Annotated in this window: 27 protein-coding genes and 1 pseudogene; 13 read left to right on the forward strand and 15 right to left on the reverse strand. The window is 70.5% G+C overall.

Annotated elements, in window-relative coordinates:
• The first annotated feature begins 36 nt into the window (after positions 1-36).
• A complete protein-coding gene (locus tag QE377_RS05510; RefSeq protein WP_307320342.1) occupies positions 37-1,599 on the forward strand; it encodes a D-alanyl-D-alanine carboxypeptidase family protein in 1,563 nt (520 codons plus the stop codon).
• Between the two features lie 19 nt (positions 1,600-1,618).
• On the opposite strand, the gene QE377_RS05515 is transcribed toward QE377_RS05510, so the two are convergent.
• The 6 genes from QE377_RS05515 to QE377_RS05540 all read right to left on the reverse strand — a co-directional run bounded on the left by QE377_RS05515 (position 1,619) and on the right by QE377_RS05540 (position 6,791).
• Entirely contained in the window at positions 1,619-1,996 is a 378-nt protein-coding gene (locus QE377_RS05515; protein WP_307320345.1) for a TIGR03618 family F420-dependent PPOX class oxidoreductase, read from the reverse strand.
• Positions 1,997-2,032: 36 nt separating this feature from the next.
• Positions 2,033-3,340 (reverse strand): SLC13 family permease, encoded by a 1,308-nt coding sequence (locus QE377_RS05520; protein WP_307320348.1) that lies wholly within the window; start codon positions 3,338-3,340, stop codon positions 2,033-2,035.
• A gap of 52 nt (positions 3,341-3,392) precedes the next feature.
• Positions 3,393-4,319 (reverse strand): J domain-containing protein, encoded by a 927-nt coding sequence (locus QE377_RS05525; protein WP_307320351.1) that lies wholly within the window; start codon positions 4,317-4,319, stop codon positions 3,393-3,395.
• A gap of 71 nt (positions 4,320-4,390) precedes the next feature.
• Positions 4,391-4,909, reverse strand: a complete 519-nt coding sequence (locus QE377_RS05530) for a hypothetical protein (protein ID WP_307320354.1) — start codon at positions 4,907-4,909, stop codon at positions 4,391-4,393.
• Positions 4,906-5,730 (reverse strand): LssY C-terminal domain-containing protein, encoded by an 825-nt coding sequence (locus tag QE377_RS05535; RefSeq protein WP_307320357.1) that lies wholly within the window; start codon positions 5,728-5,730, stop codon positions 4,906-4,908. Before QE377_RS05535 ends, QE377_RS05530 begins: the two co-directional genes overlap by 4 nt.
• Before the next feature lie 2 nt (positions 5,731-5,732).
• Positions 5,733-6,791 carry an enoyl-CoA hydratase/isomerase family protein gene (locus QE377_RS05540; RefSeq protein ID WP_307320359.1) on the reverse strand — a complete coding sequence of 353 codons (1,059 nt, stop codon included), beginning with the start codon at positions 6,789-6,791 and terminating at the stop codon, positions 5,733-5,735.
• A gap of 115 nt (positions 6,792-6,906) precedes the next feature.
• Here QE377_RS05540 and QE377_RS05545 point away from each other — a divergent pair, with 115 nt between their 5' ends.
• Both QE377_RS05545 and QE377_RS05550 read left to right on the forward strand, forming a co-directional pair.
• Entirely contained in the window at positions 6,907-8,187 is a 1,281-nt protein-coding gene (locus QE377_RS05545) for an ABC transporter ATP-binding protein (protein ID WP_307320363.1), read from the forward strand.
• Positions 8,184-9,014, forward strand: a complete 831-nt coding sequence (locus QE377_RS05550) for an ABC transporter permease (protein ID WP_307320366.1) — start codon at positions 8,184-8,186, stop codon at positions 9,012-9,014. The genes QE377_RS05545 and QE377_RS05550 overlap by 4 nt, the downstream gene beginning before the upstream one ends.
• A gap of 32 nt (positions 9,015-9,046) precedes the next feature.
• On the opposite strand, the gene QE377_RS05555 is transcribed toward QE377_RS05550, so the two are convergent.
• On the reverse strand, positions 9,047-9,439 hold the full coding sequence (locus QE377_RS05555) for a hypothetical protein (protein ID WP_307320368.1): 393 nt from the start codon (positions 9,437-9,439) through the stop codon (positions 9,047-9,049).
• Positions 9,440-9,553: 114 nt separating this feature from the next.
• Here QE377_RS05555 and cofG point away from each other — a divergent pair, with 114 nt between their 5' ends.
• The 9 genes from cofG (at position 9,554) to QE377_RS05600 (ending at position 17,670) form a co-directional block, all read left to right on the forward strand.
• Positions 9,554-11,920 (forward strand): 7,8-didemethyl-8-hydroxy-5-deazariboflavin synthase CofG, encoded by a 2,367-nt coding sequence (cofG, locus tag QE377_RS05560; RefSeq protein WP_307320370.1) that lies wholly within the window; start codon positions 9,554-9,556, stop codon positions 11,918-11,920.
• Positions 11,917-13,401 (forward strand): NAD(P)/FAD-dependent oxidoreductase, encoded by a 1,485-nt coding sequence (locus tag QE377_RS05565; RefSeq protein ID WP_307320373.1) that lies wholly within the window; start codon positions 11,917-11,919, stop codon positions 13,399-13,401. Before cofG ends, QE377_RS05565 begins: the two co-directional genes overlap by 4 nt.
• Positions 13,398-14,408: a glucose-6-phosphate dehydrogenase (coenzyme-F420) gene (fgd, locus tag QE377_RS05570; protein WP_307320376.1), complete on the forward strand. Its 1,011-nt coding sequence runs from the start codon at positions 13,398-13,400 to the stop codon at positions 14,406-14,408. Before QE377_RS05565 ends, fgd begins: the two co-directional genes overlap by 4 nt.
• A complete protein-coding gene (gene cofC, locus QE377_RS05575; protein ID WP_307320379.1) occupies positions 14,405-15,028 on the forward strand; it encodes a 2-phospho-L-lactate guanylyltransferase in 624 nt (207 codons plus the stop codon). The genes fgd and cofC overlap by 4 nt, the downstream gene beginning before the upstream one ends.
• Positions 15,029-15,038: 10 nt before the next feature.
• On the forward strand, positions 15,039-15,443 hold the full coding sequence (locus tag QE377_RS05580; protein WP_307320382.1) for a YbaB/EbfC family nucleoid-associated protein: 405 nt from the start codon (positions 15,039-15,041) through the stop codon (positions 15,441-15,443).
• Positions 15,443-15,760 carry a hypothetical protein gene (locus tag QE377_RS05585; RefSeq protein WP_307320384.1) on the forward strand — a complete coding sequence of 106 codons (318 nt, stop codon included), beginning with the start codon at positions 15,443-15,445 and terminating at the stop codon, positions 15,758-15,760. Before QE377_RS05580 ends, QE377_RS05585 begins: the two co-directional genes overlap by 1 nt.
• Positions 15,757-17,073 carry a hypothetical protein gene (locus QE377_RS05590; protein ID WP_307320388.1) on the forward strand — a complete coding sequence of 439 codons (1,317 nt, stop codon included), beginning with the start codon at positions 15,757-15,759 and terminating at the stop codon, positions 17,071-17,073. The genes QE377_RS05585 and QE377_RS05590 overlap by 4 nt, the downstream gene beginning before the upstream one ends.
• Before the next feature lie 68 nt (positions 17,074-17,141).
• Positions 17,142-17,282 (forward strand): hypothetical protein, encoded by a 141-nt coding sequence (locus QE377_RS05595; protein WP_307320390.1) that lies wholly within the window; start codon positions 17,142-17,144, stop codon positions 17,280-17,282.
• Positions 17,275-17,670: an SseB family protein gene (locus tag QE377_RS05600; protein ID WP_307320392.1), complete on the forward strand. Its 396-nt coding sequence runs from the start codon at positions 17,275-17,277 to the stop codon at positions 17,668-17,670. The genes QE377_RS05595 and QE377_RS05600 overlap by 8 nt, the downstream gene beginning before the upstream one ends.
• Positions 17,671-18,101: 431 nt before the next feature.
• Here the strand turns inward: QE377_RS05600 and QE377_RS05605 are convergent, their stop codons facing one another.
• The 8 genes and pseudogenes from QE377_RS05605 to QE377_RS05640 all read right to left on the reverse strand — a co-directional run bounded on the left by QE377_RS05605 (position 18,102) and on the right by QE377_RS05640 (position 22,935).
• On the reverse strand, positions 18,102-18,419 hold the full coding sequence (locus QE377_RS05605) for a hypothetical protein (protein WP_307320395.1): 318 nt from the start codon (positions 18,417-18,419) through the stop codon (positions 18,102-18,104).
• Between the two features lie 146 nt (positions 18,420-18,565).
• Positions 18,566-18,856, reverse strand: a complete 291-nt coding sequence (locus QE377_RS05610) for a WXG100 family type VII secretion target (RefSeq protein ID WP_243226584.1) — start codon at positions 18,854-18,856, stop codon at positions 18,566-18,568.
• A gap of 1 nt (position 18,857) precedes the next feature.
• Positions 18,858-19,175 carry a WXG100 family type VII secretion target gene (locus QE377_RS05615; protein WP_137418809.1) on the reverse strand — a complete coding sequence of 106 codons (318 nt, stop codon included), beginning with the start codon at positions 19,173-19,175 and terminating at the stop codon, positions 18,858-18,860.
• 3 nt (positions 19,176-19,178) lie between these two features.
• Positions 19,179-20,525 (reverse strand): hypothetical protein, encoded by a 1,347-nt coding sequence (locus QE377_RS05620; RefSeq protein ID WP_307320399.1) that lies wholly within the window; start codon positions 20,523-20,525, stop codon positions 19,179-19,181.
• Positions 20,526-20,827: 302 nt separating this feature from the next.
• Positions 20,828-21,811 (reverse strand): annotated as a pseudogene (locus QE377_RS05625) (S8 family serine peptidase); the annotation flags it as partial.
• Positions 21,808-22,212: a hypothetical protein gene (locus tag QE377_RS05630; protein WP_307320403.1), complete on the reverse strand. Its 405-nt coding sequence runs from the start codon at positions 22,210-22,212 to the stop codon at positions 21,808-21,810. The pseudogene QE377_RS05625 and the gene QE377_RS05630, both read right to left, overlap by 4 nt.
• A gap of 83 nt (positions 22,213-22,295) precedes the next feature.
• Entirely contained in the window at positions 22,296-22,577 is a 282-nt protein-coding gene (locus QE377_RS05635; protein WP_137419266.1) for a WXG100 family type VII secretion target, read from the reverse strand.
• A gap of 43 nt (positions 22,578-22,620) precedes the next feature.
• A complete protein-coding gene (locus tag QE377_RS05640) occupies positions 22,621-22,935 on the reverse strand; it encodes a WXG100 family type VII secretion target (RefSeq protein WP_137418805.1) in 315 nt (104 codons plus the stop codon).
• A 270-nt stretch (positions 22,936-23,205) separates the two neighbouring features.
• Between QE377_RS05640 and eccD the strand changes: the two genes are divergently transcribed.
• Positions 23,206-24,546, forward strand: coding sequence for a type VII secretion integral membrane protein EccD (eccD, locus tag QE377_RS05645; RefSeq protein WP_307320407.1), 1,341 nt, complete (start codon positions 23,206-23,208; stop codon positions 24,544-24,546).
• The last annotated feature ends 1 nt before the right edge of the window (position 24,547 follow it).

Below are 24,547 nucleotides of genomic sequence, written 5' to 3' on the forward strand. Positions count from 1 at the left end.
CGAGTATAGACCCGCGGCTCGCGCTACCGTAGGCGGGTGACCGTGACTGGCCCGACCCCGCCCACTCGGCGTTCGCTGCGCCACGGCGGACCTGTCGAGCCGCGCGTCGGCGAGGCTTCCCTGCCGACCGGCGATCTCGAGATCGCGGTGTCGGGCGTTCCGGCGGATGCCGCATCCACCCCCGCTCGCATCGCCGCCGCGAGCTTCGACGACGCATCGGAGGACGCGGGCGCATCCGTTCCGGTCGTCGTGCCGCCGGTGACCACGGCGCTGAGCTGGGTCGACGAGGCCACCGTCGCTCACGCATCCAGGGTGGCTCCCCAGCTCGAGGCCGCGGGCGCTGCTTCGTTCACCCCCGTCGCTGCGGACCTGCTCGCCCGCGCCCCCCGTCGCACCCCGTGGCGTCCCGGGGTCATCGTTCCGGTCGCACTGATCGTGGCCGTGATCGCGGCGTACTGCGGCACGACGCTGCTGTGGCCGCTGCACGCGATCGCTCCGACCGTCCAGGCGTCGGCCGTCGAGGCGACCCCCGCGGCTGCGGCCGTCGGAGCGTGGCCCGGCGAGGGAAGTGCCGCGGTCGTCGTCGACGGCGTGGGCTCGCCCATCGCCTCCAGCGCTGATGCCCGTTCGATCGCCAGCATCACGAAGGTCGTGACGGCGATGGTCGTGCTCGATCAGATGCCCCTGGCTGCAGGCGAACAGGGGCAGGAGTTCGCGTTCAGCGCCGCGGATGAGAGCAGCTACTGGTCGTACCGCCGTAACGGCGAGTCGGCGCTGAACGTTCCGGTCGGCGGAACGCTCACCGAGTACCAGATGCTGCAGGGCATGCTCATGGGCTCCGCGAACAACTACGCGGACCGCCTCGCCGACACCATCTGGCCCAACAACGCGGTCTACGCGCGGGCCGCCAACGACTGGCTCGCCGCGCACGGCGTCTCCGGAATCACGATCGCCGGCCCCGCCGGCATCGAGGCCGAGAACACGGCGACCCCCGAGGCGCTGCTCAAGGTCGCCAAGCGCGCGCTGGCCGACCCCGTCATCGCCGAGATCGTGCGCACGCCCGCCGTAGAGCTTCCCGGCGCGGGTCTCGTCGAGAACACGAACAATCTGCTCGCGGACCCCGGCGTCGTCGGCCTCAAGACCGGGACGCTCGACTCCTACAACCTGCTCGCTGCGAAGGACGTCACGATCGGCGACACGTCGGTGCGCATCTACGCCGCGACGCTCGGGCAGCCCGACGTAGAGACGCGGGATGCGGCGACGCGAGCACTGTTCGCCCAGGTCGAGCAGGAGCTGCAGCTGCAGCCCTCGGTCGCGGCCGGCACGACCGTCGGTCGAGTCGAGACGCGGTGGGGCGCGAGCGTTCCGCTCGTCACGGCAGCCGATGCCGATGTGGTGCTCTGGAACGGCTCCGCCGCGTCGGTGTCGAGCTCGTTCGACCTCGGCGACGCCCGCGAGCCGGGCGATGTCGCCGGCACGCTCGTCGCGACCGGCCCGAAGAACGCGGCGACGGTCGACGTCGTGCTCGACGGTGAGCTGAACGGACCGAGCCCGTGGTGGCGGTTGACGCACCCGCTCGAGCTGTTCGGGCTGGTCTGAGCCGCGCGGAAGTCCGGCCTCAGGCGCGGAACTCGGGGGACCCGAGCACGCGCTCGACCGCGATCTCGAGCGCGACCCGGTCGGGGTTCGGACGCGGTTCGCGGTAGCGACGGGTGTAGAGCTCGACCGCATGGGCGACCGCATCCGCATCCTCGACGACGCGCGCCGGACCCTCGAAGCTGAGCCAGCGGCGACCGTCGACGGTGTTGACGCTGGCGCGGCCGGTGCGCTCGACGTTGAGGAACTTCTGCGTGCCGCGGGAGCCGATCACTCGAACGACGCCGTCCTCGTAGGTGATGCCGACCGGCACCGAGTGGATGCGGCCCTGCCGGTCCAGCGTGGAAAGCGTGGCGAGGTGGTACTCGGCGAGGAACTCGCGCGCGGCATCGGTGATCACCGCCTCAGCGCCTGGCAGACCTGGATAGGCGCCGGCTCAGAACCGCCAGATGAGCGGCACGTAGAGCACCGCCGCGGCGAGGAAGAGGAGGGCGAGCGGGAGCCCGAGGCGCCAGTAGTCGCCGAAGCGGTATCCGCCTGGACCCAGCACCATGAGGTTGGCCGGGGTCGCGACGGGCGTCAGGAAGGACGCGGCACCGGCGACGGTCAGCGCCATGAGGAAGGTGACGGGGCTGACCCCGAGGTTCACCGCGATGGCCGTGGCGACCGGCGCGACGATCAGCACCGTCGCGACGTTCGAGATGAACTGTCCGAGCACGACGGTGACCACACAGACGGCGAGCAGGGCGAGATGCGGATCGGCCGATCCCACGACGCGGACGACGCCGTCGGCCACGACCTCCGCCGCCCCGGTCTGCAGGAAGGCCACCGAGAGCGGGATCATGCCGGCGATGAGCACCAACGTCGTCCACGAGATGTCCTGGTACAGGGCAGGCAGTGTGACGACACGGGTGAGCACGAGGGCACCGGCCGCCACCAGGCCCGCCACGGCGGGCGGCGCGAGTCCCGTCGCCAGCAGCACGACCATCACGCCGGTGATCACGAGGGTGCGCCGGGCTCCCCGCCGCATCCCGGTGCGCACGGTCCGCACGGCGCCGGTGCGGACCGTCTCGGGGACCAGCGACAGCGTCTCCGCCTCACGCGGCCCTGGCGCGGGATCCGCGGGGGCGTGGGGTCGGGAGGGCAGCAGTCGGTCGCCGAACAGGATGATGACGGCGAGGGCGGCTCCCAGCAGGGGGAGGCCGACGAGTGCGAACTCCGCGAAACCGAACCCTCGGCCGGTCTCCGCCTCGGCGAGCTCGGAGACCACGACGTTCACGGGCGTCCCGGTCAGAGTGAGCAGCGACGCCGCCGACGCGAGGAAGGCCAGCGGGATCATGACCTTCGACGCCGGGATGCGGGCGCGCCGGGCGATGACCGCGGCGACGGGCACGAGGGCGGCGACGGCGCCGTTGATGCTGAGGAAGGCGGTCAGCACGGCCACGAGTGCACCGAGCGCGGCGATCACCGGGCCGCGGCGATCGCCGGCGCGCGCGACGATCAGACCGCCGAGCCAGCGGGTGATCCCGCTGCGCTCGAGCGCGCTGGCCACAACGAACAGGCTGGCGATGAACAGCACCGTGGGGTCGCCGAACCCCGCGAGCGCTTCGGGCAGCGTGAGCACGCCGGTGGCCCAGAGGGCGAGCGCGACGCCGATCGCCACGACCTCGAGGGGCACGCGGCCGGAGAGGAACGCGAGCACCGCCAGCCCCAGGATGAGGAACGTCGCGGCGATCGGGTCCATGCCTCCACGCTAGCGGCGGACTGTTCGCCGCATCCGGTGCGGGACCGTGCGATCAGACGAAGCGCACGGTGGCGTCGAGGCGCGTGCGCACGTCGAAGACCTCATTGCCGCCGATGTCGCGCGCGCCGGTGACGCCGCGACGCAGCACGGTGGCCAGCGCGGAGCGGCCGGCGACCACGACGGGCGTGCCGCGCACGGTGCCGAGCTCGGTGATCTGCTGGGCGAGGTCGTTGTCGGGCAGCACGACGATGGCACCGCTGAAGCGCACCCGCGCCGCGCGGGCGACGACCCGCATCCGCGACAGCAGATCGCTGACGGGGGCGCCGACGACCGCGGGACCGATGATCTCGCCGCGGCGGAAGCCGACAGCGCCGCCGAAGTCCTCGGAGAGCACACCGTAAAGGCCGCTCGGGCCGAGCACGATGTGGTCGAGCTTCTCGTCGAGATCCCCGCTGCGACCGGATGCGGCGACATCGTGCCAGACGCTGTAGCCCATGCCGAGGTCGGCGACGATGCGCGCGGTCGCCTCCTCGGCGAGCGCGTCGGCCAGCAGGCGCCGGATCTCGCGCGGCGCCGAGCGCACGAGCTGCGCGTCGTAGGGGTCGGGCACCTCTGTGCCGCGTCCCACCCATTCGCGGATGAGAGTCAGGTAGCGTTCGCGCCGCCATCCGCCGGGCTGGCCGGCCGATCGGGCGCGCGGACGCGTGTCCTGCCGCGCGCGGGGCGGCGTCCATGCCCCCTCCGCCTCGGGCGCAGCGCTCACCGCACCCCGGCCGCGGTCGTAGGCCGCTCTCGCCTCGGGCGTGCCCACGAGCTCCCACGCGCGCTGCACCTCGACGAAGCGCACCGCGTCGCCGCCGGTGTCGGGATGCGTCTCGCGCAGGCGCACCCGGAACGCACGCCGCAGGGTGTCATCGTCGGCATCGGCTGCGACCTGGAGGATGTCGTACGCGGATGCGGAGAGGGGACTGTCGAACACGCCGCCTCGCTTTCACCTGCCGCACGGCAGCGTCCAGGCTACCGGTCCGCGTCTGTTCGGGCGCCGTGAGCTCAGCGGCGTTCGTTACGTCGCGCGTAGGCCGCGGCCTTGCGGCTGGACAGCGCGAGCAGCACCAGGATGTCGAGGCCCAGGTTCAGCAGGGTGCTGCTGAGGCGGATGTCCTGACCCTGCACCCACCAGGTCGAGAAGGCGAAGCTGATCGACAGCACCGAGAACAGCAGCACGGTGACCCGCGAACGGTTGCCGCCGCGCAGGACGAAGATGGCCATGACGGCGTCGAAGAGCAGGACGGCGGCGCCCACGAGCCAGACGAACCCCAGGCCGAGGGCCCGCTCCTCCTCGCTGAGGGGAACCCCGTCGATCATGACCGATGCGTCGTGCACGATGTGACGCCACTCGAACGTGATCGACAGCAGCCAGATCACTCCCGTCAGCACGCGCAGCAGGACGAGGAGCCCGCCGGCGACGGTCGCCGCGGGTCGCGGCATGTTCGGATCGTGGTCAAGCGGACGCGCGAGGCGCGCGGGCGACTCGAACGCCGTGCGCTTGCGGGGGACCTTCTCGCTCACGCCGTCACCCCCCTTACGTCCACGATGGGCAGATCGCCGTCGGTGCGGATGCTGTCGCCGCCGCCGTTGCGGGCGTGATAACCGGTGGAGAAGTCCGCGATCACGTCGACGCGCACCCGAGGCTCCGCCGCGGTGACCGTCTGCACGATGTGGTCGCGCTCGATGTCCGTGTCGGCGTCGATGCGGTGGGTCACCTGGAGCGTGAACAGCGACAGCCCGACGGCGGTGTCGAAGGTGCCGGCGGCCAGCCATTCCACCCGGCGCCCGCCCGGCAGCAGCCAGTCGTCGGGGCAGCGCCAGAAGCGCACGTGGTGGCGCTGCGCGGGATTGCCGTCCACCTCCTGCTGGTAGGCGAAGTCCTGCTGCCTGGAGAACAGGAACAGCGGGCTGACGGGGGCCTCGTCGTAGCTGCGTCTGGTGAGGGTCGATGTGATGATGCGCCACGAGGAGGCGAGGGTCACGGGGTCGGCCTTCGTCCAGCCCGCTCGGCGCAGCACCTCCTCGATCTGCTCGGCACTGCCCATGAACGCGAGGTTGACGGGGTCGCCGAGCAGTCCGTCGCTCGTGCGTGTGCGACCGATGAAGTAGTCGGGCACGTAGATCATCGTCAGGATGCGATGCAGCCGGGGCAGCACGAGGTACGCCAGCAGAACCCAGAACGCGACGGCGAGCGGGATGCCCCACCATCCGACGCGGAAGGTCTCGGTGAAGCTCAGGTAGGCGAGCCAGATCGAGGCGAGGCCCGCGAAGACGAAGAAGAAGCCGTCGAGCGCGACGCCGATCGAGTAGGTCCGACGTTTCCGCTTCTCCGCCGCAGCCACGGTCAGCCCCAGAGCGCCCGCGGAGGACGGAAGGCGAAGGCCTGATCGACGGTCCCGGGATCGAGATCGTCGAGCGAGGCGGGATCCCAGTGCGGGGACCGGTCCTTGTCCACGAGCTGCGCGCGGATGCCCTCGACCAGGTCCGGTTGGGTGAGGGCGAACCACATCACGAGCCCGTATTCCTGCTCCAGTACCTCGCGGAGCGACCGCTTGCGCCGTGCGCGCCGCACGGCCTCGAGCGTCACGCTCAGCGCTGTGGGCGAGAGCGAGGCGATCAGCTCGGCGGCGGCGGCCGCATCCGGTTCGGGATGCGCGCGCAGCCGCGCGAGGATCTCGGTCACCGTATCGGCAGAGAACGCGTCGTCGATCCACGCTCTCGCCGCCTCGAGGCGCGAGGTGTCGGGCGTCTCGTCGAACAGGAGCACGAGCTCCGCCGGTCCCTGCGGGTCGGCGCGCGTCTCGAGCGCGTCGCGGAAGGCGTCGATTCGGTCGGAGGGAACGAGGTGGTCGGCGAACCCGGCGTAGATCGCGTCGGCCGCATCCATCGTGCCCCCGGTCAGCGCGAGATACTCGCCGATGCGCCCGGGCGCATGCGCGAGCAGCCACGTGCCCCCGACGTCCGGGGTGAAGCCGATACGCGTCTCGGGCATCGCCAGTTGCGAGCGCTCGGTGACCACACGGTGCCCGGCGTGGGAAGCGAGCCCCACGCCGCCGCCCATCGTGATCCCGTCGGCGATCGTCACGACCGGCTTCGGATACTCGGCGAGGCGGGCGTTCAGCGCGTACTCCGCGAGGAAGAAGTCGGCGGTGCGCTCCGCATCTGAGCTCATCGCCTGCTCGCGCAGCAGACGCACATCGCCGCCCGCGCAGAAGCCGCGCTCTCCCGAACCGTCGAGCAGTACGACCTCGACATCGGCGTCGTGCTCCCACGCATCGAGGGCCTCGGCGAGCCGGCGGACCATCTCGATGTCGACCGCGTTGAGCGCGCGCGGACGGTTCAGCGTCAGCCGCCCCACCCCCTGATCCGACCGCACCAGCACCGTCGCATCCGTACCGCTCATGCCCGCCACGTTAGCGCCGCCGGAGGGCCGGCACGGGATCGGCGAGAGTCGATCCCCGATTTTCCGCGGATTTCCGCCAGAATGGAGAAACGTTCTGACCTTGACGGAGGTTCCCATGCCCGACGGCCAGATCCTGGAGTTCTCCGAGGTCACCAAGAGATTCGGCGCGGTCGACGCCGTATCCCGGTTGAGCGCGCGTATCGAGCCCGGCCTCGTGACCGGATTCCTCGGCCCGAACGGCGCCGGCAAGACCACGTCTCTGCGCATGCTGCTGGGGCTCGTCCGGCCCACATCGGGCACGACGACGATCGGCGGATCGCACTACAGCGAACTGCGTGATCCGCTGCGCACGGTCGGCGCCGCACTGGAGGCGTCGAGCTTCCACCCCGGGCGCAGCGGCGCCAACCACCTGAAGGTGTACGCGCAGGCGGCGGGCCTGCCGACCAGCCGTATCGACGAGACGCTCGCCCTCGTCGGCCTCTCGGACGCCGCAGGCCGCAAGGTCGGCGGTTACTCCCTCGGAATGCGGCAGCGACTGGGCCTGGCGACGGCGCTGCTCGGCGACCCGGGCGTCCTGGTGCTCGACGAGCCCTCGAACGGACTCGATCCCGAGGGCATCAAGTGGATGCGGATGCTGCTGCGCGCCTTCGCCGACGAGGGCCGGACGGTACTCGTCTCCTCGCACCTGCTCATGGAGATCCAGCAGACCGCGGATCGTCTGCTGATCCTCGCCCGAGGAAAGCTCGTGTTCGACGGCGGCATCGAAGATCTCGCCGACCCCGACGAGTACGCGACGGTCGTCGATGCCCCCGATCGCGCCGCCCTCGAGGCGGCCCTCACCGCCGCGGGGCACTCGTTCGAGGTGCTGCGCTCGGGACTCACGGTGCGCGGAGCGGAGCCCGTCGAGGTCGGCGCACTCGCCGCCGCGTCCGGCATCGCCCTGTCGGGCCTGCAGCGCCGCGGCCCCGAGCTCGAAGAGATCTTCCTCGCGCTGGTCGACGGCACGCGGGTGCACCCGCCGGTGGGCGAGGTCGCAGCGATCCCCGCGGTCGACGAGGACGCCCCGCTCGCACCCGAGAACGACCCCGCGCCGGAGACGTCGGAGATCGCCGAGGCGCCCGATGTCGAGGTGTCGCTGGACACGCCCGTTCCCGATGGTGCCGCCGAGGCTGCTCGCGAGGATGCGGCCGCTGCCGCCGAGGACGCGCCGGTCGACGAGATCGAGCCGCTCGACGAGCCCGCGCCCACCGATCCCGCATCCGACGCCGAGCCGGCGGAAGCCCCGGCGGACGACGCCGATCCTGCGCCGACCGAGGCGATCCGGATCACCGAGCCGGTGCATGACGCCGAGCCGCATCCCGAAGCAGACGACCGCGAGGAAGGGGGCCGGGCATGAGCCTCGTGAACGTCACCCGCTCCGAACTGACCAAGCAGTTCACCACCTCGATCTGGTGGATCCTCGGCATCGTGCTCGCCGGATACGTGGGGTTCACGGCAGCGGGCCTGTCCGTGGTGTTCGCGCTCGCCGCGAGCGGCGCCCTGCCCTCTAGCGGAGGCGGCCTCACGGCGACGGGCGTACCGGGCGACGTCAGCTCCCTGATCTACAGCCTCGCCGCATCCGTCGGCTACGTGTTCCCGCTGCTGATCGGCACACTGCTCGTCACCGGCGAGTTCCGCCACAACACGCTCACGCCCACGTTCCTCACCACACCGAAGCGCGGACGGGTACTTGCCGCGAAGGTCCTGGCCGGCGCCGTCATGGGTCTGGTCTACGCCGCGCTGGCACTGATCGTCACCGTCGGCCCCGCCGCCGGCGTCCTGGCCGGGTTCGGGCAGCGCACGGGCCTCGACTCGTCGGACACGTGGGCGATGCTGGGACGCATCGTGATCGCCTTCGTGCTGTGGGTCGTGGTCGGCATCGGCGTGGGCCTCGTCGTGCGCAACCAGGTCGCGGCGGTCGTGATCGTGCTCGCCTTCACGCAGTTCGTCGAGCCCCTGCTGCGCTTCGGCGGCGGCTTCGTCTCCGGGCTGAGCGACGCGGCCCGATTCCTGCCGGGCGCCGCCAGTGACACCCTCGTCGGCGCGAGCCTGTTCTCGGCCAGCGCGGGAGGGGATGCGGGTGCGCCGCTCGAGTGGTGGGTCGGCGGTCTCGTGCTGCTCGCCTACGGCCTGCTGCTCACCGTGCTCGGATACTCCGCGAGCTGGCGCCGCGACGTCGGCTGACCCTCGCGCCGGGCGCGGATGCCGGCCGGTGCTCAGTTGGAGGCGAGCTCGACGATATCGGTCGGCTCTTCGCCCGCGTCGACGCGCAGCGCCCTCACGAGAGCCTCGCCGTGCCGGGTGCCGAGCACGAGGCGCTGGAACTCGGCGTCGCCCTCGATATCGATGACCACGCCGGGGCGGTTCTTACGGATGACGGCGAAGTCCTTGCCCCCGGCGTAACGCCAGGTCCCGATCGCGAGCGTCGCGGGGATGAACGTGCCGGGTGAACGGACGCCGCGCAGCCACGTCCACGGGTCGTCGGTCAGCTGCACCCGCGAGATCGCGGCACGATCGAGCGTCACATTCCGCTTGCGGAATGCCAGCGCCTTCTCGGCGCCCGAGAGCACGATCTCGAGGTGTCCCGAGTCGAGCATGAGCGTCACCATGATCCAAGTCTGCCAGCGACCCTTCGGCCGCGGCAGCGAATTTGCTCACAGACGGACAACGATCCGCAGGCTTCGTGCGACCCCGACCCCGCACGGCGGTGGAAGACTGTACCGGTGCCCACGCCTCGTACCGACCTCCGGTCAGATGTGGGGCCCGAGACCGCTCCCGTGCTCGTCGCCCACGCGATCGACCGTGCCCGCTCGGGCGCACGACTGGGCGTGAACGAGGTGCTCGCCCTCGTCACCGCCGACGGCGCCGACCGCGATCTCCTGTTCGCCGCCGCATCCGCTCTGCGCGACGAGGGCCTCGCTCTCGCCGGGCGCCCCGGGGTCATCACCTACTCGCGCAAGGTGTTCGTGCCTCTGACGACCCTCTGCCGCGACCGGTGCCACTACTGCATCTTCGTCGACACGCCCGGCCAGCTGCTGAAGAAGAACAAGCCTGCGTACATGTCGCCCGAGCAGGTGCTTCAGGTGGTGCGCCAGGGCGCGGCGCTCGGGTGCAAGGAGGTGCTGCTGACCCTCGGCGACCGCCCGGAGGATCGCTGGCCCGAGGCCCGCGTCTGGCTCGACGAGCACGGGTACGCGTCGACGCTCGACTACGTCGCCGCCATCGCCCGGCTCGTCACGGCCGAGACGGGCCTGCTCGCACATCTGAACCCTGGGGTCATGCACGCGCACGAACTCGACGCCCTCCGACCCGTGGCCCCCTCGATGGGCATGATGCTGGAGACGACCTCTCGCGCGCTCTTCGAGACGCCGGGGCAACCGCACTTCGGCTCCCCCGACAAGGATCCCGCGCTCCGACTGCAGGTGATCGAGGATGCCGGAGCCGCCCGCATCCCGTTCACCACCGGCATCCTCGTCGGCATCGGGGAGACACCCCTCGACCGCGCGGAATCGCTCATCGCGCTGCGCGACGCCGAGGAGCGACACGGCCACATCCAGGAAGTGATCGTGCAGAACTTCCGCGCGAAGCCGCGCACGGCCATGCAGGACGCTCCCGACGCAGACCTGCTGGAGTACGCGACCGTCGTCGCGGCGGCGCGGATAGTGATGGGCGCGCGGATGCGGATCCAGGTGCCCCCGAACCTGTCCGACCCGACCGAGTTCGCCCTGCTCGTCGGCGCGGGGATCGACGATTGGGGCGGGGTGTCGCCACTGACCGCCGACCACGTGAACCCCGAGCGCCCGTGGCCTCACGTCGACGACCTGGCGGCGGCTACTGCGTCCCTCGGCTACGAGTTGCGTGAACGCCTGACGGCTCACCCCGAGTACCTCGCCGACGCCGACACGTGGCTCGACCCCGCGATGCACGCGCCGGTCGCCGCGCTCGCCGACCCCGAGACCCACCTCGCCCGCACCGCCACCCATGTTCGAAGGAACACGGGCGGGGATGCGCGCGCGAAGACCGGGCGGGGGCTCGCGGAGCGCGCGGCGGCCGACCCGCTGGCGCTCGACGACGCCGAATGGCAGCGACTGCTCGAGGCGACGGGCACCGCTCTCGACGACCTCGCGCACATCGCCGACGACGTGCGCCGTTACACGGTCGGCGAGGCGATCACGATCGCGGTCAACCGCAATCTCACCTCCACCGGCTACCGCTCCGCGGGCGCGCAGACACCCGACCAGTTCGACCTCGCGGATGCGGCGGCGATCGCCGCGGACGCGTGGGACCTCGGCGCGACGGAGCTCTGCGTCCAGGGCCTGATCGGGTCGGATGAGGACGCGACCGCGTACCTCGACATCATCCGCGCCGCGCGCGCCGGAGCGCCCGGCATCCACCTGCACGCCTATCGTCCGCAGGACGTGCAGGACCTCGCCGCGCGCGCCGGCCTCACGCTCGCGGACGCGTTCGCCGCGATGCGGGATGCGGGTGTCGACACCGTTCCGGGCACCGGGGTGAAGGTGCTGTCGGAGCGGGTGCGCGACCTCATCGCCCCCGGCGACCTCGAGATCGACCGCTGGGTCGAGACGATCACAGCCGCCCACCGCGCCGGGTTCCGCTCCACGAGCGTTCTGTTCTACGGCCACGTCGAGACCGCGGCCGAGCGCATCGCGCATCTCGGCGCGCTCCGGCGCATCCAGTCCCAGACGCGCGGTTTCACGGAGTTCGTTCCGATCCCGCTCCCCGGTCCCGGCGGCGGAGTCGGTCTCGTTGCCGGCCGGTCGGCGCTCGACGAGCACCGCGCCATGGTCGCGGTCGCGCGCCTGTTCCTGTCGGGCAGCATCCCCCACATCCAGATCCCGTGGACGCGGCACGGGCTCGAGACGAGCGCCGTACTGCTGCAGGCAGGCGGCGACGACCTCGGCGGCACGCTGCTCGACGGTCGCGTGCGCTCCGAGGCCGGGATCGAGGCGGGCAATCAGCTCCCTCTCCCGGATGCGGCGAAGCTCGCCCGTCGGCTCTTCCGACCGCTGCGTCAGCGCACGACGGTGTACGGCGAACCGTCCGACGAGCGCAAGGCGGCGGTGCGATGACGCGCGAGGTCGAGGTCGCCATCGTCGGCGCGGGCTTCGGCGGGCTCGCGATGGCGTCGGCGCTTCGGCGGGCAGGACGGGAGTCGTTCGCCGTGCTCGATCGGGGCAGCTCGGTCGGCGGCACCTGGCGCGACAACACGTATCCGGGCGTCGCGTGCGACGTGCCCTCGCACCTCTACGGACTCGCGAACCACCCGTGGCCCGACTGGTCGGGGCTGTTCGCCCGCGGTGACGAGATCCACCGCTACCTGCAGCACATCGCGGAGGCGGAGCAGCTCGGCGAGCGCCTGCTGCTGGAGACCCCGCTGCAGTCGGCCGCGTGGGACGGCGAGCGCTGGTCCGTGGAGACCGGACGCGGCGAGGATGTGAGCGCCCGCCGGCTCGTGCTCGCGTGCGGACGACTCACGGAGCCGTCCATCCCCGACATCCCGGGGCTCGAGAGCTTCGAGGGGCCCCTGTTCCATTCCGCGCGCTGGGATCACACGGCGCCCCTCGCCGGCCGGCGCATCGCCGTGGTCGGCACGGGCGCCTCGGCCGTGCAGCTGGTGCCAGCGCTCGTCGCACAGGGCGCCGAGGTCGTGCTGTTCCAGCGCACGCCCGCGTGGATCGTGCCGCGGGGCGACGTGGATTACACGGCCGCCGAGCGGCGCCGCTTCGCGCAGCATCCGGACGAGCTGACCCGGCTGCGCGACCAGCTGTACCGCGAGGGAGAGGAGCGCTTCGCTTCGCGCTCGGGCGATGAGGATGCAGCGCGTGCCGCCCGCGCGGTCGCGCTCGCTCATCTCGAGGCACAGGTGACGGATCCGACCCTCCGCCGCGCGCTGACCCCCGACTACGCATTCGGCTGCAAGCGCGTGCTGCTGTCGGACGAGTTCTACCCGGCCGTCGCCTCGGATGCGGTCGCGTTCGAGCCGTCGGCGCTCGCGCGCGTGGACGGCGGCGAGCTGGTCGCCGCATCCGGCGCCCGCTACCGCGCCGACATGCTCGTGCTCGCGACCGGGTTCGCCGCATCCGAGCAGCCGTACGCACCGCTCGTGACGGGCGAGGAGGGAACGACGCTCGCCGAGCACTGGGGCGAAGGGATGACCTCGTACGCGTCGACCGTCGTGGCCGGTTTCCCGAACCTGTTCGTCCTCAACGGCCCGAACGCCTCACTCGGACACAACTCGTCGCTGCTGATGCTGGAAGCGCAGGCGGAGTACGTCACGCGCTGTCTGGACCGCGCTGGCGACGACGTCCTGCGGCTCCGTCCGGATGCGGAGAAGGCCTACACCGCCCGCATCGATGCGGCGGCCGCATCCCGCCCCTGGCTCACAGGCGGCTGCGACAACTGGTACGTCGACGCGCGGTCGGGAAGGCTCACCCTGCTGTGGCCCGACACCGTCGACGCGTTCCGCGCCATGCTGGGTTCCACCGATGGGTCGGAGTTCCTGCCGGCCCCGCTGCACCGCGACGCGTCGCGGGCGAGAGGAGAGTCATGACCGTTCCCCTGCGTCTGGGCTACAAGGCCTCGGCCGAGCAGTTCTCCCCCGATCGACTCGCCGACTTCGCCGTGCTGGCGGAGGAGGTCGGGTTCGACTCGGTCTTCATCTCCGATCATTTCCAGCCCTGGATGCATGAGGGCGGGCATGCTCCGGCGGCCTTGCCGTGGCTGGGGGCCGTGGGGGCGCGGACCTCGCGGGTGCTGCTGGGTACCAGCGTGCTCACGCCCACGTTCCGCTATCACCCGGCCGTCGTGGCGCAGGCGTTCGCGACGCTCGGGGTGATGTTCCCCGGCCGCGTGATCCTGGGCGTCGGCACGGGTGAGGCGCTCAACGAGGTGACACTCGGGCTGGACTGGCCCGATCCGCCCGAACGCTTCCAGCGTCTCAAGGAGGCCATCACCCTCATCCAGAAGCTGTGGGCGGGCGAGCGCGTCACCTACGAGGGCAACTTCTGGAGTGTGAGCGACGCGACGGTCTACGACCGCCCGACGACGCCCGTGCCGATCTACATCGGTGCGGCGGGACCCGCGGCGACACGTCTGGCCGGGCGCATCGCCGACGGCTTCATCACGACGAGCGGCAAGGATCCGAAGCTCTACACGGACACGCTCCTCCCAGCCCTCGCCGAGGGCATCGAGAAGGCGGGGCGCTCCAGCGACGACGTCGACACCCTGATCGAGGTCAAGGTGTCGTACGCCGCCGATCGCGAGACCGCGCTCGAGAAGACGCGCTTCTGGGCTCCGCTGGCGCTCAGCGCCGAAGAGAAGATGGGCGTCCACGACCCGATCGAGATGCAGCGTCGGGCGGCCGAGCTGCCGATCGAGCGCGCCGCATCCCGCTTCATCGTCTCGACCGATCCCGACGAGCACGTCGAGCAGATCGCCCGCTACGTCGACCTCGGCTTCCGGCACCTGGTGTTCCACGACCCGGGTGAGGATCAGGAGCAGTTCTTGCGCACCTACGGCGAGGAGATCCTTCCGCGTCTGCGCGCACGCTTCGCGTGAACCTCGACTGGACGGTCGTCGTCCCGCTGAAGGCGGCGGCATCCGGCAAGTCACGGCTGGGAGCGAGCACCGAGCTGGTGCGCGCAATCGGTCTCGACACGGTGGCGGCTGCCGCCGCAGTCGCGCGCGTGGTCGTCGTCACGGCGGATCGACAGACGGCAGCGGACGCGGCCGCGATCAGCGGCGCGACGGTCGTCGTCGAAGAGGAGCCCGACGGGTTGAACGCGGCGATCGCCCTCGGGATGCCCGCATCGGATACGCCTCGCGCGGCGCTGCTCGGCGACCTGCCGGCGCTCCGCCCCGACGACCTCCGCAGAGCACTGGATGCGGCCGCATCCGTCGATCGCGCCGTGGTGGCAGATGCCGAGGGCACCGGCTCGACCCTGGTCACCGCGCGGGCGGGGGTGGCGTGGCAGAGCGCGTTCGGTGCGGGTTCCCTGGCCCGCCATCTGGCGCTCGGCTGCGAGCGCCTCGACGTGTCGGAGCACTCCTCCCTGCGCCGCGACGTGGACACGGTCGCGCAGCTCGCGGAGGCTGCCGCGTTGGGTCTCGGACCTCGCTCCGTTCGGTTCTCCACAGGTAGCGCCCTTTCGCAGGGAGGCCCCCACCGAGAGGCGTAACGTGCCAAAGGTGAGCGACGATTTCATGCGGGATGCGGACGCGTCCATCGCACGCGTCGAGCAGCAGATCGCGGCTGCCCAGGAGCAGGCGAAGCGCGGTCAGCAGTTCCAGCGCGACGTCGCGGAGGTGCGCGCCACCGCCAGCTCGCCCCGGCGCGAACTTCGTGTGACGGTCGACGCGTCGGGCCGGTTGCTCGATGCGGACCTGTCGGACGCGGCTATGGAACTCGCGCCGCAGGCGCTGTCCCGCCTGCTCGTCGACACGGCCCGCGTCGCGCAGCGCCAAGCGGGTGAGCAGGCGGTGCGCATCGCCGCGGAGCTGTTCGGCGAACAGGCCGGCGCCACCGAACGGCTGCGCGCCGAGATAGCCGACGCCCTGCCGCAGGGTGGCGGGACGAACGTACGGTGGTCGTGATGGCCGGTCGCATCGCCCTCGACGGCGACCTGATCGCCGCGCAGGCCTCCCGGGTAGAACTCGTCGCTTCGGACGTCTCGGTGGCGCGGGACGCGGCAGGCTCCACGAACATGGGCGGCGGCGCCTTCGGGGTGCTGTGCGCGTTCCTCGTTCCGCCTGCCCAGATCGCGGCCGCGATGGCGCAGCAGGCGATCGGCTCGGCCGAACAGATGCTGCGTCGGTCGGCGACCGAGCTGCGCGGCGTCGGCGACGACATGGCCTCGTTCGAGGATGACGTGGTCCAGGGGATCAACGCGCTCGGTCAGGGACTCGGTTGAGCACCGCTAACGTGCTGGTGGCGGCGCCCGTCGACACGGCGACGCCGTTCAGCGGCGCGGGCCTGCTCGATTCGGGCAGTCAGCTCGTCGCCGCGGTGGATTCGGGATCCTGGGTCGAGGGCGGGCTCGCGGGCGTCGGCTTCGCGATCGATGTGGCCGCGACGGCGATCGACCCGCTGGGCTCCTTGATCGGGGCGGGCCTCGGCTGGATCATCGACCACCTCGAGCCGCTGAAGGGCTGGCTCAACGACTTCGCGGGCAACGCGGGCGAGGTCGCCGCCTTCGCGCAGACCTGGTCGAACATCCAGACCCAGCTGGAGACCTCGGCGCAGGAGCTCGCCCATGTGGTCGGTCAGGTCGACGAGATGGCGGGCGAGGCGATGGAGGCCTACCGCCGATTCCAGCAGGATGTCGCTCAGCATCTTTCGGGGGCCGCATCCTGGGCAGGGGCGATGTCGACGGGTCTGCAGATGGCCTCGACGATCGTGCAGATCGTGCACGATCTCGTCCGCGATGTGCTGTCGCAGCTGGCCGGGGCGATCATCTCGTGGGTCGCCGAACTGGTGGTCACGGTGGGGCTGGCCACGCCCGTCGTCATCGGGCAGGTCACCACTCGCGTCAGCCAACTGGCCACCACGGTCGGCGAGACGGTGACGAAAGTGCTGCGCTCGTGCAAGAACCTCGGCAAGCTGCTCGACGACCTCAAGGGGCTGCTGCAGCGGGCGGGGGATCTGTTCAGCAGCGTGCTGAAGGGCGGCGGCTCGGGGCCTTCGGTGCGCGTGCCGGACGGCCCCGCCATCCATGCCCGCGTCGGCGAGCCGCTCTCGCCCGCCGACCTGAAGAGCATGATCGACGAGGGGTATCACGCGTCGATCTTCAGCGACAAGGTCGTGCAGCATTACGACCACTCGGCGGCGACGCTCGGTCGGTCGGGCTCGGATGTGTGGGCCATGCCGACCGAGGATGCCGCCAGGATCCACACGCCCGCGCAGGCGGCGCGCGAGACCGGCATGGCGCCCATGGCGCAGGATGCGTACCTCAACGGCGGCGACATCTACGCCGTGCACTTCCCGGTCGACTCGAGCGAATTGCGCCGCCCGACGGTCGCGGATCCGGGCGGGTGGGAGCACTTCTACCCCGACCCCACGAACATGAGCACCACGTACGGCCACACCGCGGTCAACACGGGGACGGGCGCGTACCTGGTGAACTCCACGCGTGAGACGCTCATCGCCGGCGGCGACGCGATGCGCAGCAACGCGGTGCTGACGAAGCTGGAGAATGGAGCGTGGGTGCTCGTGAGGCGGTATTGAGCGCCGCGACGGAGCTCGGGTGCCCGGTGTGCCACGAGGGTGCGTACAGCGGCGGGCAGCCGCGGTTCGTGACGTCGACCTCCCCGGTCGACCTGCTCTATCGTTGCGAGGTGTGCCGCACGTGGTGGTTCGACAACAGTCGGGGGCTGCGTCCGATGACAGACGAGGAGGCGCGCGAGCGTTTCCCGAACGAGGTGGGCAATGACTGAACCGACCGTCGTCGATCTGGCGATCCTGCAGGCGCGCGAGCAGCGTTTGACGATGCAGACCGTGCTGTGGACGTTCGCCGCATCCACCGTCTACGCGCCCAGCGGCGGCGACCCCGGCGAGGATTTCCGGGGCTTCCAGCCGGTGTACTACCCGGGGGCCTCCGAGCGCGTGCTGGCCGTGTTCACCGACCCCGACCTCGCGAGCGAGCTCGACGCCCTCGCGCCGTGGATGGTGACGTTCACCGGTGCCGACCTCATCCGCCGCATGCCGGCAGGCGAAGGCCTCGTCGTGAACGCGGGCTCGAGCGTCGGCTTCGAGCTTCCCGCAGCGGGCCTCGCCGCCTTCCGCCAGGAGCTGGACGCCGCACGGGGTCTCGCCCCGTCCTGACCCGGACGCGGCCCGCGCCGCTAAGGGGTCGTTCGGCGTGACCGGTTGCTCCGCCGCACCAGCACCACCGTCACAATCACACCCACCACGACCAGTCCGAGCACGCCCACACCGACCCCGATGATCACGGGCAGGAAAGCACCGATCCCGTCCTGCGAGGGCTGACCCGCTGCCGGCGGCGACGCCAACGCCGCAGCCGCCTCATCGATGTCCTCCTGCGTCGGCCCGGCCCCTTGTTCAGGAGCGGGTTGACGTCTTCGTACTGTGTCGGGTCTTTGCTCAACGTGTGCCGCAGCGACGCGACGCCGTAGCCGTACCCGCCGGTGTCGCTGTACTGCACCTCATGATCCTCAGCACCCGTATTGCGGACCACACCGATGACTGAGTTCAATCCGGCCGGGAAGGCGCCTTCCTTGAAGGTGTCGTTCGGATTACCCGCAACGACGGCACCGACGCATCCGGGACGATCCCCCGTGCTGAGCCCCCGCGCTCGCAACCGATGAGGTCGGTTCCGTCCCCACACACGCCGACCCCTCAGCGACGGTCAGATCGGCACCCTGGAAGTCCGGCAGATCAGGGTTGATCTGCGTGTCGACGGCGGCGATCTTCACGCCCTTGCCCGTCCACCCCTCAGCGTGCACATCCGCCACACCGTACGCGTCGTACCACCACTGCCCGTCGTCCGCAGCGGATGCGGCGGCAGTGGTCGTGCTGCTCAGCACGACCACACCGATCAGCAGCGCGGTCAACGATCAGCAGCGCGGTCAAGATGTGTCCGCGAGACGCTCGAGTGCGCATCTCGTCTCCCCCGGAAGAGGTATCGGGGAGCGAACCATTCCGTTCGCTCCCCGATACCGAGTTCAGCCCGCCTCGACGCGGGCTCTCATATTGGCATTCAGCGCTGGAACAGTTTCGCCGAGTTGCGGTCGGTCGTGACGTAGTCCTCTGCGATCGACTCAGTCGCCGAGGCGATGCGGGCGAGCACCGTCTTCATGTGCTCGAACTCCATCGACCAGGCACGCTGCGCGTTGTCGTACGCGACGCGCGCAGCGCCATCCCAGTTGCCGCGGAGACGGTTCGCCTCCTGCTCGAGGGCGCGCAAGGCGCCCTCGATCCGCTGCGACTCGCGGCGAAGCTCGCCCGCGGATGCGGTCAGTGCCGCCGGAGTGATGCTCAGATCGCCCATCTCACGCGCCTCCCATCATCGCGCCCAGGCCACCGATGGTGGACTGGTGCTGCTCCTCGAGAGCGTTCTGCGAACGCTCCGTCGACCGCAGCGCCTCCTCCAGGTGGACCAGCGTCTGGTTGATCTTCTGCGCGCCCGCCGTCCACGTCTGCATCATCTGCGCGTAGGACTGCGAGGCCTCGCCCTGCCAGATCGACTGGATCTGGTCGAGTTCGGCGATCACGCGCCGGGTGCTGTCGGCGATGTCGAGATAGGTCGCTGAGACCGCCTCGGCACCGCGCAGCAGCGCTCCCTCTTCTGCGGAGATCTTCTCGCTCATGTGTCAGTCCCTTCCCCCTGCGCCCGCACCCTCGGAGCGAGGGCCGAACTCTGCATCGTCTTCGATCGACGGCGCGATGGGGCCGCCGAGACCGCGCCCCTTCTTGTCGCTACGACCGCCACCACCGGCGCCCGCACCGGCACCGCCGCCGCCCATCATGCCCGTCGCACCGCGCGAGCCGCCCGCGGCTTCACCCGCAGCCCCTGCACCGACACCGGCACCACCGGCACCGCCTTTGCCGAGCAGCCCGCCGCCGGCGCCGCCACCGGCGTTGGCGGTGAGGCCACCGCCGAGGCCACCGGCACCGCCGCGTGCAGCGAGCCCCGCACCGCCGCCGAGACCACCAGCTCCGCGCAGGCCTCCGAGGCCTCCAGCTGCGGCTGCCTTGCCGAGACCGCCGAGAGCAGCAGCGCCACCGGCGCCCGCCACGAAGCCGCTCGACAGACCACCGGAGCCCAATCCGCCGGAGCCCAATCCACCCGACCCTACACCTCCGGAACCGCCCGGAAGAAGGGGCGTCTGTCCGCCGCCGGGGTAGGTGCCGATGCCATTTCCTACTGGGCCGTCGGGATGCACGATGACACCGGGAGCCGGCAGCGCGTTGTAGATCGGCGGCCGCGCCGTGCCCTGAGGGCCGCCTGCGTCGGGATCGTCAGGCACGAACCTCGGGGTGCCCCCGTCGGGACCCGGCATGATGACACCGCCCTGCCCCGGCGGAACACCCGGAGGCACGTTGTAGTCGGGGTAGTTCTGGAAACTCGGCGTCGAAGGACCACCGGTCTCGATGTTCGTGTCACGCAGTTCATCGGGGAGGTTCGGAATGCTGCCGTAGACGTTCTCCATGGGCGGCAGATCCGGGAACGCGGCGGAATCCTGATCGAGCGCGTTGCTCACTGCCTCGACGCCCGACCTCGCCTGGGCCTCTCGCTGGGAGCCGAGGAACCAGTTGGCTGCCGCGATGGCGCCCTCTCCGGCGATGACCGAGAAGCCGGGGAAGACGATCGTCGCACCCGCCGCGGCAGTGCGGATGGTCTGCTGCGCCTCCGCACTCAGCGACCCGGAGTCGAGGGCGTCGAGGTAGCGCTGCGCTTCTTGTTTCCGGGTGTTGGCTGCGTTGATCAGCCGGGGAAGCTCCTCGACGTAACTTCTCAGCTCCTCGATGTCCGCCTTGGCCTTCTGCATCTGGTCGACGGCGTCACGTTCGGTCTGCCCGGTGAATCCCGTCTCGCTGGCCACGCGATTCATCAGCGTTGTCAGCGAGGTCAACGCCGGCCCCACGGCCGAGAGATTCGGCATCTGCCACGCCGGGCCCTCCGCGAGGTTACGAAGGCGCTGCTCCCATTCGCTCATGACTGCCCCTTTCGCTGGGCGCGATTACTTCTTCGAACGAGCACGACGGTCACGATGACCCCCGCGATGATCAGGATTGAGATACCCACTCCGACTCCGATGAGAACCGGCGCCAACGCGCCGCTGCCGTTATCGGGCGAGGAAGGCTGTTCGGTCTCGGGCGGCGACGCGAGGGATGCGGCCGCCGCCTGGATGTCCTCCTCGGTCGGCCCGATTCCCTTGCCCATGAGGGGATTCACGTCCTCGTACTGCGTGGGGTCCTTGCTGAGCGTGTGTCGCAGTGATGCGACACCGTATCCGAACCCGTCACTGTCGCTGTACTGAACCTCGTGATCCTCGGCGCCCGTGTTGCGCGTCAACGACTGGATCAGTTGGTTGCCGGTCGCGTCCGGGTACTTCTGCTTGGCCGCTGCCAGAATCCCCGCGACGAGAGGCGTCGCCAACGAGGAACCCGTTGCACGACCCGACACCTCCCATGACCCCGGATCCGAACCATCGCCGATCGTTGCGAGGTTCGCTCCCGGCGCCACCACTGTCGTGAAGGCGACCTGGTTCTCCACACCGAGCGCACCCATCGGGAGCTTCTGCTCCGAGTCGACGGCGCTCACGCCGACAACGGTGTTGAGTCCGGCCGGATTGAGGCCTTCCTTGAAGACATCATTCGGATTTCCCGCGACGACGGGGACCTTCTTCGCCGCAGCCTCCGCGAGAACCTGATCGCCCGGAAGGGTGGCATCACCCTCGACCATGGAGACCGACACGATATCGGCACCGTCGTCGATCGCCCTCTTGATCATCCACACGATCGGCGTCAGCTTCGATTCGGCTACCTCAGGCAGCGGATCGCAGTCAGCTGTGGCCCCGACCCCGTAGAACGTGACCGACGCATCCGGCACGATCCCCTTCGTCCCGGCGACACCTGTTCCGTTGCCGATGAGCATCGCCGTCACCGTCGACCCGTGTTGCGCACCCGCGGTCGCTTCGGACGTCGACGGACTCGCTCCCACGCAGGCCGAGCCGTCGGCCACCGTCAGAGCCGTGCCCGCGAAGTCGGGAAGGTCCGGGTTGATCTGCGTGTCGACGACAGCGATCTTCACACCCTCGCCGGTCCACCCTTCGGCGTGCACGTCGGCAACACCGTACGCCTGGTACCACCACTGACCATCGTCGGCGACCGCAGCGGATGATGGCGCCGCGGCGCCGAAGGCCAGAACGCTGACGCAAGAGAGAGCGAGGAGACCGTTGAGAAGCGGGCGAGGTCGAACTCGCCGGTCGGAGCGGTTCACCAGGCTGTAGGGGCCGCGCCGGAGGTCGGAGCGGGAGCGGGAGTGGAGGAAGACCCTCCAGGAGCCGGGGGGGCACTGGCGATCGAGGCCTCGATGAAGGCCGATGCGCGCCGCGCCTCGGCCGAGGTGTCGCCATCCGTGTTCTGCAGCGCGTCAGCCGCCTTCTGAAGGGCTTCGGCATTGGTGTCGACGTAGCGGCGCACAACCTCGGTCCTCTGCCCGATGCGCATAGCCAGCACCTCCAGGCTTCGGAAGTAGGTGCGCTGCGCGTCCTCCTGGTTGGCCCCCTCAACCTGCGCCACCCGCGCGCGCTCAGGGATGGCTGCCGCCTGCTCCTGAAGACGAGTGATGTTCTGCGCGAGTTGCGCGAGGTCCAGCGCGATCTGAGTGATGGAGCTCATGGTTTTCCCCCGGAAAGTCTGTATGTGAAAGTCGGATGCGGGCCGGCACGGTGATCACCGGCCGACCCGCAACACGAGGGGTGTCAGAGCGCGAAGCGCCCGGCAGCCGAACGGTCGGTCGAGACGTAGCCCTGCGAGATCTCTTCGGTCTTGGCCGCGATCTGCTCGAGGAGCGTGTTGAGGGCGATCAGCGACTGGTTCCACTTGCGCTGAGCGTCGTCGTAGGCGTTCTGCGCCTCACCATTCCAGGAAGCGCGGAGCTTGCCGACCTCGGACTCGAGGGTCTCGAGCTGAGACTTGATCCCGTTGGCGCCGCCGCGGATCTGCTGCGAGAGCGCGATGACCTGCTCGGGACGGACGGACATGGACTGCATGGAAGTTTCCTTTCCGAAAGCCTGCGCCGAAGCGTCAGGCGCCCATCATCGAGTTGAGACCGGAGATCGTCTGCTGGTGCGATTCTTCCGAGGCGGCCTGGTCGCGCTCGGTACCCGACAGGGCCTCCTCGAGCGTCACCAGCACCTCGTTGAGCTTGGTGGTCTCCTGGTTCCACCGCGCCATGAGCTGCGTGTAAGCGCCGGCTGCGGCGCCCGTCCAGAATCCGGAGACCTGCTCGATCTCGGAACGGACCTTCTTGACCTGCTGGTCGACACCGGCCTTGGCCGTGTTGACTGCCTGGGCGCCGCGCTTGAGAGCACCCTCTTCAGCGGAGATCACATCTGCCACGACTTCCCCCTCATCCCTCATCATCGGCGTTCCCGCCAGCCGGCCGCTCTTCTTGAGGTGAAGGGCGTAGGAAACCGACCGATCTAAAGCTAGGGAGGTTTCGGAGGGGTCGGCAAGCTCTCCACAGGGCATTGCCATGAGACTTCTCTCACGTTATAACCCACCGCCCGTGCGGCGTCCAGCAGCGGTGGCTGGGGCATGCGGGACCATAGAATGGCCGCGCGCGAGGACAGCGCATCATTCGCCCGAGCCGGAGGGGGAGCCCGCACCGTGGCCCAGACGATCAGCGCGCCGCGCGCACTACTGCGTATCTCCGTGCAGAGCGAGGGACGCCGACTCGACATCGGCGTGCCGGCGCACGTGCCGCTCATCGAGTTCATGCCCGGCTTCGCCCGGAGCCTCGGTGTGCTCGATCCGACCATGACCTACGCGGGCTACGCGCTGCAGAAGGCCGACGGCACGGTGCTGGATGCGGCCCAGGGCGCGGCGCCCCAGGGCGTTTCGGACGGTGACGTGCTGACGCTCGCGCGCGGCGGACTCATCGCCCAGCCGCGGGTGTACGACGACATCGTCGAGGCCGTCATCGACGCCACCGGACAGCAGAACCGGCCCTGGACCGCGCGAGACAACGCACGCACGGCTCTGGCGGTAAGCCTCACCCTCCTCGGACTCTGCGCACTTCTCCTTCTGGCGGCGGGCCCCTCGTTGGGACTCGGCGCCCTGATCGCCGGCGGCGGAGCCGTCATCCTCGCGACCGTCGCCGCCGTGGTCGCCCGACTCGGCCAGCTCGAGGCGGGCCAGGGGCTCGGCATCGCCGCATCCGTCTTCGCCGCCCTCTCGGGATATCTCGCCGTGCCGCCGTCGCTGGACCTGTGGGGCTGGCCGCTGGCCGCTGCCGGTCTCGGCATGCTCGTCGTGGGAGGCGCCACGCTCGCGCTCATGCCCGACAGAGCCGAGGTGCAGCTCGTGCCCGTCGCGCTGGGCGGGGTGGTCGGTATCGCCGCCGCCGTCACCGCCCTGCTTCCCGAGGGGACGATCGCCCCCTACGCGCTCATGATCGGCATCGTGGGCACGCTCTCCGGCACCCTGCCGTGGCTCGTGCTCAGCTCGACGCGGCTGCGCGTCATCTCCCCTCAGAGCGACGCGGACATGTTCGCCGACCCCCAACCCATCGACGCCGCCGACGTACGGGCGCGCACGGCGCGCGGTCAGCGCACGCTCGTCGCCCTGCGCGTCGCGCTCGGTATCGCCGTGCTCGCCGCCACGCCCCTCGTCGCCTCCGACGGCGTCGTGGGCGCGATCCTCTGCACGCTCGCGTTTCTCGGCATGATGTTCCCCTCGCGCCAGACCTACGCCCGCTCGGGCGTGCTCGCCATCATGGCCGTCGGCACGGCAGGACTCGCCGCGTCCGGTCTGACGATCTCGCTCACGCAGCCCGCGCTGCGCACCGCGCTGCTGATCGCGCTGGGGGTGGCCGCTGCGATCGTGGTGACCGTCACGCTGCTCTCACCCAAGGCGCGCACGCGTCTCGCGCGGGTGTCCGACACGGTCGAGCTCGTGCTGCTCGCGCTGCTGCTGCCCCTGGGCGTCATCGCGGCGGGGCTGGCCTGAT

It is taken from the genome of Microbacterium sp. SORGH_AS_0862, from assembly GCF_030818795.1.
Classification (GTDB): Bacteria; Actinomycetota; Actinomycetes; order Actinomycetales; family Microbacteriaceae; genus Microbacterium.

Bases quoted from the DNA above. Each gene is read 5' to 3' on its own strand.
- QE377_RS05585 (WP_307320384.1), top strand. From the start codon at position 15,443: ATGGCCGGTCGCATCGCCCTCGACGGCGACCTGATCGCCGCGCAGGCC.
- QE377_RS05610 (WP_243226584.1), bottom strand. From the start codon at position 18,856: ATGGGCGATCTGAGCATCACTCCGGCGGCACTGACCGCATCCGCGGGC.
- QE377_RS05540 (WP_307320359.1), bottom strand. From the start codon at position 6,791: ATGAGCGGTACGGATGCGACGGTGCTGGTGCGGTCGGATCAGGGGGTG.
- fgd (WP_307320376.1), top strand. From the start codon at position 13,398: ATGACCGTTCCCCTGCGTCTGGGCTACAAGGCCTCGGCCGAGCAGTTC.
- QE377_RS05550 (WP_307320366.1), top strand. From the start codon at position 8,184: ATGAGCCTCGTGAACGTCACCCGCTCCGAACTGACCAAGCAGTTCACC.
- QE377_RS05635 (WP_137419266.1), bottom strand. From the start codon at position 22,577: ATGTCCGTCCGTCCCGAGCAGGTCATCGCGCTCTCGCAGCAGATCCGC.
- QE377_RS05520 (WP_307320348.1), bottom strand. From the start codon at position 3,340: ATGGACCCGATCGCCGCGACGTTCCTCATCCTGGGGCTGGCGGTGCTC.
- QE377_RS05565 (WP_307320373.1), top strand. From the start codon at position 11,917: ATGACGCGCGAGGTCGAGGTCGCCATCGTCGGCGCGGGCTTCGGCGGG.
- QE377_RS05615 (WP_137418809.1), bottom strand. From the start codon at position 19,175: ATGAGCGAGAAGATCTCCGCAGAAGAGGGAGCGCTGCTGCGCGGTGCC.
- QE377_RS05555 (WP_307320368.1), bottom strand. From the start codon at position 9,439: ATGGTGACGCTCATGCTCGACTCGGGACACCTCGAGATCGTGCTCTCG.
- QE377_RS05600 (WP_307320392.1), top strand. From the start codon at position 17,275: ATGACTGAACCGACCGTCGTCGATCTGGCGATCCTGCAGGCGCGCGAG.
- QE377_RS05545 (WP_307320363.1), top strand. From the start codon at position 6,907: ATGCCCGACGGCCAGATCCTGGAGTTCTCCGAGGTCACCAAGAGATTC.
- QE377_RS05620 (WP_307320399.1), bottom strand. From the start codon at position 20,525: ATGAGCGAATGGGAGCAGCGCCTTCGTAACCTCGCGGAGGGCCCGGCG.
- QE377_RS05630 (WP_307320403.1), bottom strand. From the start codon at position 22,212: ATGAGCTCCATCACTCAGATCGCGCTGGACCTCGCGCAACTCGCGCAG.